This window comes from Aminicella lysinilytica (assembly GCF_004362975.1).
In the GTDB taxonomy this organism is placed as follows: domain Bacteria; phylum Bacillota; class Clostridia; order Peptostreptococcales; family Anaerovoracaceae; genus Aminicella; species Aminicella lysinilytica.
Map to the genome: position 1 here is coordinate 1 of NZ_SNXO01000054.1, position 9,957 is coordinate 9,957.

The window sequence follows — 9,957 nt, forward strand, 5'->3', positions numbered from 1 at the left end:
TGTGAAACTTGCAAGTCGCTTTGGGGTTCGTCGGCAACTACGCCCCACGTGGACTTTCACCACAGATTGACGGCATGCCCGTCATACTTAAAAGAAAAAATCATGCTTCGCAAGGAGGCATGATTTTTTTATTTTGATAGCAATGCCAATATGGCCTCAGATAGGATATTCAAATGACCATATTCAGTCTCTTGCAACCAGGCAAGCCCGCCCTTCCGTCGCAGCGATTCCGCAGGAGCAAGTATAGCCCCCGGCGAAGTAAAACAACAAGAATAGAACACCATGCACTGTTTGAAGTTGAAGCAAAGGGTGGGCACGATGATGATACCTTACTTGTATGGTATCATCAAGAGGTCACCCTTTAGAGCCTCGAAGAGGCTCCACTCGCTTCAACGAGTTTGCATGGTGTTCTATTCTTGGTTTTATAAGCCGCTTGGGGCTATTCGCGCACGAGGACTAGCCAGACGGAAGGACGTGCTGCTAGTTGAAAATTCTTCTCACTGTCAATATCGGCTTGCTGGAATAATGAATATTATCTATACATACTCCATAACCATAATCCTTAGCATGGACCAGTCTGCCCCCGCCTATGTAGATACCTATATGACCATAATAGCAGATCAGATCACCCGGTCTTGCATTAGATACAGAGACACCTTTGCCGTAGTTCCTGTCAGCGCCCGCATCATGAGGAAGCGAGACTCCGAAGTGAGCGTAAACAGCCATGACGAAACCAGAACAGTCAACGCCGCTGGTCAGGCTGGATCCGCCCCAGACATAAGGTATACCTACGAACTGCAGCGCATAGTTTGCAACTGCCTGCCCGCCCGTACTGCTGCTGGTACCTGATTTAGAAGAGCTCTTCTTGGTGCCCTTCAATACGATAGCCGCAGTAGGCTTCTTAACAACCTTGCTGGAGATCACACTGGTTTTAACTGTCTTTCCGTTGACCGTTGTAACCGTAGCTGTAACCAGCTTCTTGCCATACTTTCCGACTTTCTTCACATTTTTGGTATTCTTTACCAGTTTAGATGATTTCTTATATATGGTCTTATATTTGATCTTCTGATTTTCTGTAACCGTCTGGGTTGTGGTGACAGTTACCATAGGCTCTACAGCCTCCAATGTAAGCTTGTCTCCGGCTACAAGTTTGCTTTCTTCCTTCTTGTTATTGATGGAAAGAAGCTTGCTCAGAGAGATGTCCTTCTTCTCTGCTATACCCCAGAAGGTATCGCCTTTTTTAACGGTATAGGTTTTCTCGACCTTGTTTCCTGTAAGGATGTAATCCACTACTTCATCTACTGTGGACACATCAGGGGCCTTAGCTATGGTCCTGTAAAATTTCTGAGTAACAGTAATCTCAGGATCGATGGTAGCCGAAACATCTGTTGCCCCAGACTTAGTATAATGATCCTTCACCTGTGAAATGACACTGTTGGCGCTGTCCTCTGAATTAAGCGTCGCCACTACCTTATCACCTATGGAAACCTGCCAGTACTCCTCTGTGGCATATATATGCGATGAGAAGAGCAGTACTATCAGCATTAATACTATGGAAATTGCGAAAGTCAGTTCTATTCTGTACTTTCTATAGTCGAAGGTCTTAACTGCTGATTTGAAATCAAATTCCTTCAACTTAAACTTATGAAAATTCATTATTGTGATCCGCCTCTCTATTTAACGATTCTTGTAGCTCTGTATGGCGTTCCGCCGTAATACATAGATGTAACTTTGATGCCCTGTCCCTCTGTAACTGCGTGAACGATCTTACCATTTCCTGCATAGATAGCCACATGACCTGAGTATGTAAGAATGTCGCCAGGCTTAAGATTTCTCATAGAAACGCTCTTGCCCACTCCACACTGACCTACTCTTGGAAGCTGCAATCCGAAGTGCTTATATATAGATTGAACGAATCCTGAACAGTCGCAACCATGTGTAAGACTGGTACCACCATATACATATGGATTTCCTACGAATTTCTTAGCGTATTTCACTATGTCTTTACCGCTGGTTCCGCTATATGTATTTCCCCTCTTAACGCTTACAGTTCCTGTTCCTTTCAGGACCACTTTACTCTGAGACTTCTGAGTTGTCGTGCTTACATACTGTGTAACAGAAGTTGATGTGCCATCTGTCTTAGTAGAAGTTGTCACATAATAAAGCTTGGTCGTGCTGCCCTTCTTTCCGGCGCGGCTGACTTTGCTTACTGTTTTTCTCAATTTGGATGTCTTCTTATATATGGTTTTATAACTTGAATATTTGACAGACGTTGATTTGGCGACAGTAGTGATGTTGAAGTAATTGTCGTATAACATTTCCGCAATTGCGTCATCCAGTGAATATACTGTGTCGTTTACAGCGCTGGCAATTGCCACTGAACTCTGGGCTGAAGCAGTTTTCGCTGCAGCCGGGTATACGCTTACAGGCGTCACCTGCACATCTACAGTATCATTAATAGTGACACTTATGATGTTAGAATTCTTGGCTTTCAGATAGTTTTCAACTGACTGTGTGAAATCAGTTTTGATTTCCTCAGCGGTCTTAGTCGAATAAATATAGATTGGATTTTTATAGGTATAATTACCTGATTGATCTCTAATACTTACAAGCACAGCGTACTTCGTAGAAGTGCTGCTGGTAGATGTGGATGTGTCAGCATAGGCTCTGTTGGTCCCCAAACCTGATACTGTCAGCATCGTTATAGTCAATGCAATTATCAATAGCATTGAAGCAGTTGCTTTTAATACCCTTTTGAACTTAGTATCTACCGAAAAGTAGGCTTCATTGTGCATAATACTAATTTCCTTTTCCTGTGTTTTTTTTAATTGACTCATGGGCTTATACTAAATTATATACACGCTCAAGTCAATGGAGGTTCTTAATTGTTCACATAGTCTTCACAAAGCAAAATCGGTATAATCGTTTATATTTCAACGCTTATACCGATTTAATATTTCTTAAGAATCCTTAAGAAACACAATGGCATTTTCTTATGTTTATTCTCAAAGTATTATATTTATGCCATGTAATTATTACTTTTTAACCATGATTTTTATTGCGCTTTGAACGTTTTCAACGATTATGTCCTCACAGCCTTCTTGGTATTCTCCATCAAGAGTCCACGGCATATCCGGATCAGCTTTTATCTCCACTTTGCTGGAACTGAAGAATGAAATCAGTGAACTGTCGCTATAGTTCTGGCTGGTCAGGGCAAGCAGAACCTGATTGAGCTCTATTAGGTTTCTCGGCGATCTTATGAGCAACACCTCACACTTACCGTCATTCATATCCACCACATCTTTGTCCAGAGTCAGTATCCCGCCCATTGAAGTAGAATTACATATGGCACCGAAGACGTATTCGCCGCCATAAACACCCACTTCATTTTTCAATCTGAGTTTGAATGGTTTAAGGGATGTGGATATATCCTTGATTCCCTCCAGCAGATAGGCCACATGACCCAGCGAATTCTTAAGATCCTGAGGCACATTATATGAAGTCTGAGTAAATGCTCCGAATGATGCAACATAAGAAAAATAACGGCCGTTGAATTTCCCTATATCCAGGGCCATAGGTTCGCCTTCCACTATAGTACGTGCCGCCGGCAAAATGCCCTTAGGCAATCCTATGCTGTTGGCAAAGTCATTGGTGCTGCCGGCCGGTATATACCCTATAGGTGTTCCCGCGCCGGATTCAAGTACGCCTGCGACTACTTCGTTAAAAGTACCGTCTCCGCCTATGCACACTACCAGATCCACTCTTTTCGCCCGTTTTCTGGCTATTACAGTTCCGTCCCCGGCCTTGGCTGTAGTTGCAACTATAGTTTCATATCCTGCCTTACAGAATATATCCGTGATCTGCACGAAATATCTGTTAGCCTGTTTGGTTCCCGCACACGGGTTTATTATTATCAATGCCTTTTTCATTGCTATTCCCCCATTATGATAGTCTGATTCCATCTGAAATGAGCCGATATTTTCAGCTTATCGCTGCCAAAGAGCCTGTCTTCATCTCCCGCCGGATCCTTTCCATGCTGTATGACATAAGGATATCCGAACAAATTGGTCAGACTGGATACTACGGCTACATGGTCATTTCCATAGACCACTATGTCCCCCGGCTGCCATGCTAAGATATTCCCGGGATCTGTACTTAATGATACCGCATTACGTTCCAGATACCTTTTCACCACCGGCACATACCTGAAGTCAAGGCCTGTGTCCCTGTAAGAAATTATATCCTCATATTCATCGAAGTTTTCTTTCGTATCCTCATCTATGAGATCTTTAAAGGTCACATTGATAGCCTTCAGACCACGCCATACTACATCGGTGCACACGCCTACGTGAGCAGGCGGATAGCCACCGTAATACTTGTCACTGTATGTAAGTCCCGAATTAATGTAGGCCTTTGCACCCAGCATGACCAGCTGACCCTGCTCATAAGAGCAGCCGGTCGCCTTGGAGCCATAGTATTTATCCACCACCATATTATGTAGCCAAAAAAGGCCCATAGACAGTACCAGGAGCCCAATAGCTGTTATCACAAAAAAGCGTTTCTTAAATTTGTATCTGTTCTTTCTTTTTCGCGATCTTTTTACCTTACTCGAAACGGTACCTCCAGTTTTTCTGTTATCTTCCTGCATTTCTCTATGTCAGAAGTCGGTATCACTCCAACTACAGACATAGCCACCCTTGGAACAAACTTCTTCACATCTTCTGTGAATTTCAGCATGGCAGGATATGCATCCATGCCGAACTCGGGATGACAGAGATCATTATACTTCTCCGCATCAGACTGATTAAGACTGACAGAGACTGCATCTATAACGCCTTCCAGCATAGGGGCTGTCTCTTTTCCATTTATAAGATCCGACAGACCATTAGTATTTATCCTGACCGTCAGATCTGTGTTTTTCTTGATATATCTTGCAATTTCCAGGAGATCGTCGAGCCTTTCCATAGGTTCCCCGTATCCGCAGAAAACCAGCTCGTCATAGCAGGAAAGATCCCAATCCTTCAGCATCTTCTCCACTTCCTCCACGGTGGGCTCTCTCTTTAACCACAGGGAGTCCGCGCTCCCCAGGGCGTCCGTCATGTTTCTTATACAAAACTCACATCGGCAAGGGCATCTGTTAGTTATATTTGCATACAGCCCTCGTCCGTAATCGTACAGTACATCACCAATTTCTTCAGTCAGATCCATTAGATGTCACTCCCCTCGTATCTTTCCAAACTTTGTTAAACAGTATCCCCAAAGCCAGAGCCCACGCCAGGAAATAAAACCAGAACAGCAGAGCAACTATGGATGAAAGGGATCCGTATATCAAGTTATAATGAACTATATAATCAACATATATCGAATAGAAGAATGTCACTATGACCATGCCCGCAGCGCCAAAGAGGCTGCCCGGGATGATGTCACGCAGGCTCATTCTCTCTATAGGCAATACATAATAGTTGTAAAGTACCACCAGGAAATACAAAACAGCCGCCAAAGGCCATCTGAAGTATGTCCAAAGCTTGATGATCAGTGAATCCTCTACAACATGACCAAATACTATTATGGATATCTTCTCTCCATATATCAGTATTATGATGACGAAAGCATATGTAAGTATGGTCAGGAACATAGTCCTTATGGAGCGGAATCTTTCCTTCCAGAAGTTCCCGGTAGTCCTGCCTCCTGAATAAGTATAATTCGCAATTCTCATCATGGAGAACTGAGCTCTGGATGCTGCCCACAGAGCCATTGCAATCATGACAATATTGTTTCCTATATTGCCTGCTGTACTGCTTCTGCCTCCTAGCAATTCTTCCAGCGTATTGGCCATACTGCTGTGGACGTATTTCTCGACCCATGTATTGATGAAATCCATAGATGCGTTGATCACGCCTAACAACTGTGATATTACTATTATAGTAGGCACAAGTGACAACATTATGAAGAAAGCGATCTGAGCTGCAAAACCCTGGTAATATGGATCACCAAATTGCCTGAAACCCAAGACCACCATTCGCTTGAGCCGGTCTTTAAATCTCTCTATCATAGGCTGCTATTCCTTTTCTTTCAACATCTCTGCCAACTTCTTCAAAGCTTTGGCCCTATGGCTGACGTGATTTTTCTCCTCCGCAGTAAGCTGCGCAAATGTGCGCTGAAAACCCTTCGGAACAAAAATAGGATCATATCCAAAACCATTTAATCCCAATGGCTCCATAAGTATATGCCCCTCACACTCTCCTCGGGCTACTAGTTTCTCGCCATTTGGATATATTAACGTTATTACGGACACGAATCTTGCCCGTCTTTCTTTATATGGCACGTCCTCTAATAAGGACAGCAGTTTCTTATTATTTTTCTTATCATTACAATCTTCACCTGCAAACCTGGCCGAATATACTCCCGGCGCGCCGTTCAGATAGTCCACTTCCAGGCCTGAATCATCAGCTATAGATTTCCTGCCTGATAATTTCATGATTTCATAAGCCTTCTTATATGAATTCTCTTCAAAGGTCTCACCATCTTCGACTATTTCCACATCAGGTACGCCTGCCTCATCTCGCGAGATTATATGCATGCCCAGCTCGCTGGTAATGGCATCCATTTCTTTTATTTTGTTGGCATTCTTAGTTGCCGCAATAATAACGTCCATATGTCACCTCTCCTTAGATCAAGGCCTTTATGCCTATAATAATAAGAACAACTCCTCCTAATATACCCGCTTTGTCTCCGAATATATCTCCAAACTTTCTTCCGACCAGTATAGCCCCTATAGACAAGCCCCCGGTAACCAATCCTATGATCGACACCGCCAGGCCTATGTTGACCTGTGCCGCCGCAAATCCAATGCCTACGGCAAAAGCATCTATGCTTGTAGCTATGGCCTGCATCAATATAATGCCAACAGAATAATTTTTGTCTGCAGTGTCTTCTTCATCCTTGTGCACAAAACACTCCAAGATCATTTTGCCCCCGACTATACCAAGTATGACGAAGATCACGATTCCGCTGTACTTTGTTATAATGTCTGCAAAAAGGCCGCCGGCGAAATAGCCTATCAGCGGCATGCCTGCCTGAAATCCTCCGTAAAACACCGGCATCAGAGCATAGTCCCTGAATCTCAGATTTCTATATACCATGCAGTTAGCCATTGATACGGCCATGGCATCCATAGCCAAGGCAACACTTAGTATTAATAATTCAAGTAAGCTCATTCAGATCATTCTCCACAATTACTTTTTGTCATTATTCGTTACATTATACCATAAGTAACTGAGGCTGTGGCGAGAATTTAACTTTTTTCCTATGTGAATACAAATTTTTCCATAAATAGTATATATTTTTTGAAATATATGGTATAATATCTATAATTAACTAAAAAGTAAAAGGAGCGCCACTAATATGAATATAGCAATACTTGACGGATACACCATAAACCCGGGGGATCTTTCGTGGGATCCTATGAGAGAATTCTGTGAACTGACCTGTTACGACAGGACGCCGGAGGATAAACTCGTAGAACGTATGAAGGATCTGGATGGTATCTTCGTCAGTAAATGCCAGATAACTTCCGACATTATGGACGCCTGCCCTAAACTGAAATTCATCAGTGTCACGGCTACCGGTTACGATAATGTCGACACGATGGCGGCTAAGGAACGTGGGATCGCCGTTGCCAACAATCCTGCCTATTCTACAGAAGCAGTAGCTCAGCACGCCTTCTCGCTGATATTGGAACTGACAAATCACATCGGTGACTACGATCTGTCCACTAAGGCCGGAGACTGGTACAGTTGCCAGGACTTCTGCTACAATCATAAGCCTCTGTCTCTTCTGGACGGAAAGACCTTAGGCATTGTAGGATACGGAAACATTGGCAAGAAGGTGGCACACATCGGTGAAGCCTTCGGTATGAAAGTCAACATCTATAGCCGTGATGCGAAAGCAACGCAGGAATCAGACATACTGACCCTGCACTGCCCCCTCACTGATGAAAACAGGAAGTTCATCAATAAGGATTTCATCAGCGGAATGAAGGATGGCGCGATTCTCATCAATACTGCCCGAGGCGGCTTGATAGACGCAGACGATGTGGCCGCTGCCCTGAGATCAGGTAAACTATCCGGAGCCGGCATTGATGTGCTGGATACAGAGCCACCGGTAAAACCGGATCCGCTTATCGAGACTCCCAATTGCATCGTAACGCCTCACATAGCGTGGATGCCTAAGGAGACACGTCAGAAAGTAATAGACATGAGTACCGCCAACCTGAAGAGTTTCGTCAGCGGCGGCAAACTCAATCGCATAGTGTAAACATACATATACAAGTTGTATTTTGTTAAAAAGGAATCAAGGTGTATTGTAATGAAAAAGAATGAGAGTATTATACGGAAATCAGTAGCATTAGTACTTTCGCTGGCATTGATCATAATGTTCATGCCGATTTTTGCTGCTGACTCTGACGCCGCTACAACGACGATCACAGTCACGAACCTTAAGGCCAACGCAGCCGTATCCCAAAGCAGCCTTCAGACAGATTTCAAGGCCTTGGGCTACAGATACGTCAAGCTTTCATGGTCGGCGAGCGGCACGGCCGACAAGTACATGATCTATTATTCCACAAAGGAAAACGGAAAATATACTAAACTGGCCACAGTCACTGGCAAGTCCAAGACTTTGTTGCTGGCGCAGAAGATGAAATACCTGAAGGTGCGCGCGTATAAGTCGAAGCGTTACGGTCCTTACACCGACTGGGTCTCAGTTAAAGCCGGAGCTGATAATTCAACTAAGGTGACTTTCACTTCGACAGCGAATCAGATAACTGTCGGTGAAAGCAAGACCTACAAGGCTAAAGCTGACGGAAGCGTTTCCGATAACATAAGGTGGAGCACTTCTGATAGTAAGCTTGCAACTGTAAACAATAAAGGCGTAGTAGAAGCCAAAAAGGCCGGCACGGTGAAAATCACTGCCATGGCCCACGATGGCGTAACCAAGACAGTTGAAGCCATTACTATCAATAAATTCCCTGCCAGCGTGAAGATTTCCGGCAGTTCTACTCAGACTTTAGCATTTACCAAGACCCTGCAGCTTACAGCCACGCCTGCAAAGGCCGTTTACGATACCGTGACCTGGAGCAGTTCGGATAAGGACATTGCTAAAGTATCCTCTAAAGGCAAAGTGACCGGTGTTACCAAAGGAACTGCAGTAATAACAGCAACTGCCATAGGCGGTGCTACAGATACAGTCAAAATCAACGTGGTTCCGGGAGTGGAAGGTATGATTTCCTGGGCCATTACCATAGCCGATAACTCAGAGTTTGGATACTCTATGGGCATGCTTGGCAACAAGCTCAGTGACAGAGCCTGTCCTTTCTGCCATCCGGGAGCATCTACTGATTACGACTGCGCGTCATTCGTAGTAGCGGCCCTGGCCCACGGCATGCAGGATAAAGCATTCATCGCCAACTGCAAGTCAGGCACTAACCCTGTTGCCTGCGGCGGACTCAACACTATGCTGAAGAATGATGACAATTTCAAGAGTATGGGCAAGCTGTCCATCTCCAAACTCAAGCGAGGCGACATCCTTATAAATCCTAACCGACATGTGGAAATCTACATAGGCGATAAGACAGACGTAGGAGCTCATGATGACTACGACAACAAGTCGGGCGAAAGTACCCAGGACGAGATATACACTAACGCCACCTGGACTTTCTACACAAATGTTTACAGATATGTAGGCGACTGATATAGTACTCCTCTCTGAAAGGGATCCTTGCACTGATTGGCAACGGATAGTGTCAAGTTGTTGTTGGTAATTTGGGTTGACAGTTTCTGTGGCTTTAATATTTTCTACGATAGCGTGACATTCTGTAACTGTCCAAGGCTCTTTAGGACCTGCTGAGTTCCGCTTCCTGTATCGAAGATGCCTCGTATTTTCGCATCGATTATGCTC

Annotated in this window: 10 protein-coding genes; 2 read left to right on the forward strand and 8 right to left on the reverse strand. The window is 44.2% G+C overall.

Going from position 1 to position 9,957, the window contains the following annotated elements; translation table 11 throughout:
- Window positions 1–480: 480 nt before the first annotated feature.
- The 8 genes from EV211_RS09880 to EV211_RS09915 all read right to left on the reverse strand — a co-directional run bounded on the left by EV211_RS09880 (window position 481) and on the right by EV211_RS09915 (window position 7,217).
- Window positions 481–1,656, reverse strand: coding sequence for a C40 family peptidase (locus EV211_RS09880; protein WP_133529270.1), 1,176 nt, complete (start codon window positions 1,654–1,656; stop codon window positions 481–483).
- A 17-nt stretch (window positions 1,657–1,673) separates the two neighbouring features.
- On the reverse strand, window positions 1,674–2,795 hold the full coding sequence (locus tag EV211_RS10950) for a C40 family peptidase (protein WP_243108605.1): 1,122 nt from the start codon (window positions 2,793–2,795) through the stop codon (window positions 1,674–1,676).
- Between the two features lie 240 nt (window positions 2,796–3,035).
- Window positions 3,036–3,929, reverse strand: coding sequence for a diacylglycerol/lipid kinase family protein (locus tag EV211_RS09890; RefSeq protein WP_166635437.1), 894 nt, complete (start codon window positions 3,927–3,929; stop codon window positions 3,036–3,038).
- A 2-nt stretch (window positions 3,930–3,931) separates the two neighbouring features.
- Window positions 3,932–4,549 (reverse strand): DUF1287 domain-containing protein, encoded by a 618-nt coding sequence (locus EV211_RS09895; RefSeq protein WP_166635438.1) that lies wholly within the window; start codon window positions 4,547–4,549, stop codon window positions 3,932–3,934.
- Window positions 4,550–4,599: 50 nt separating this feature from the next.
- Window positions 4,600–5,208 (reverse strand): TIGR04100 family radical SAM protein, encoded by a 609-nt coding sequence (locus EV211_RS09900; protein WP_133529273.1) that lies wholly within the window; start codon window positions 5,206–5,208, stop codon window positions 4,600–4,602.
- Window positions 5,195–6,052: a YihY/virulence factor BrkB family protein gene (locus tag EV211_RS09905; RefSeq protein ID WP_133529274.1), complete on the reverse strand. Its 858-nt coding sequence runs from the start codon at window positions 6,050–6,052 to the stop codon at window positions 5,195–5,197. The genes EV211_RS09900 and EV211_RS09905 overlap by 14 nt, the downstream gene beginning before the upstream one ends.
- Before the next feature lie 6 nt (window positions 6,053–6,058).
- Entirely contained in the window at window positions 6,059–6,655 is a 597-nt protein-coding gene (locus EV211_RS09910; RefSeq protein WP_133529275.1) for an XTP/dITP diphosphatase, read from the reverse strand.
- A gap of 13 nt (window positions 6,656–6,668) precedes the next feature.
- A complete protein-coding gene (locus EV211_RS09915) occupies window positions 6,669–7,217 on the reverse strand; it encodes a manganese efflux pump MntP (RefSeq protein ID WP_133529276.1) in 549 nt (182 codons plus the stop codon).
- Between the two features lie 187 nt (window positions 7,218–7,404).
- On the opposite strand from EV211_RS09915, the gene EV211_RS09920 reads away from it, so the two are divergent.
- A complete protein-coding gene (locus tag EV211_RS09920; RefSeq protein ID WP_133529277.1) occupies window positions 7,405–8,316 on the forward strand; it encodes a D-2-hydroxyacid dehydrogenase in 912 nt (303 codons plus the stop codon).
- A 51-nt stretch (window positions 8,317–8,367) separates the two neighbouring features.
- Window positions 8,368–9,750, forward strand: coding sequence for an Ig-like domain-containing protein (locus EV211_RS09925; protein WP_133529278.1), 1,383 nt, complete (start codon window positions 8,368–8,370; stop codon window positions 9,748–9,750).
- The last annotated feature ends 207 nt before the right edge of the window (window positions 9,751–9,957 follow it).

Bases quoted from the DNA above. Each gene is read 5' to 3' on its own strand.
- EV211_RS09920 (WP_133529277.1), top strand. From the start codon at position 7,405: ATGAATATAGCAATACTTGACGGATACACCATAAACCCGGGGGATCTT.
- EV211_RS09890 (WP_166635437.1), bottom strand. From the start codon at position 3,929: ATGAAAAAGGCATTGATAATAATAAACCCGTGTGCGGGAACCAAACAG.
- EV211_RS10950 (WP_243108605.1), bottom strand. From the start codon at position 2,795: ATGCACAATGAAGCCTACTTTTCGGTAGATACTAAGTTCAAAAGGGTA.
- EV211_RS09905 (WP_133529274.1), bottom strand. From the start codon at position 6,052: ATGATAGAGAGATTTAAAGACCGGCTCAAGCGAATGGTGGTCTTGGGT.
- EV211_RS09925 (WP_133529278.1), top strand. From the start codon at position 8,368: ATGAAAAAGAATGAGAGTATTATACGGAAATCAGTAGCATTAGTACTT.
- EV211_RS09900 (WP_133529273.1), bottom strand. From the start codon at position 5,208: ATGGATCTGACTGAAGAAATTGGTGATGTACTGTACGATTACGGACGA.
- EV211_RS09910 (WP_133529275.1), bottom strand. From the start codon at position 6,655: ATGGACGTTATTATTGCGGCAACTAAGAATGCCAACAAAATAAAAGAA.
- EV211_RS09915 (WP_133529276.1), bottom strand. From the start codon at position 7,217: ATGAGCTTACTTGAATTATTAATACTAAGTGTTGCCTTGGCTATGGAT.
- EV211_RS09880 (WP_133529270.1), bottom strand. From the start codon at position 1,656: ATGAATTTTCATAAGTTTAAGTTGAAGGAATTTGATTTCAAATCAGCA.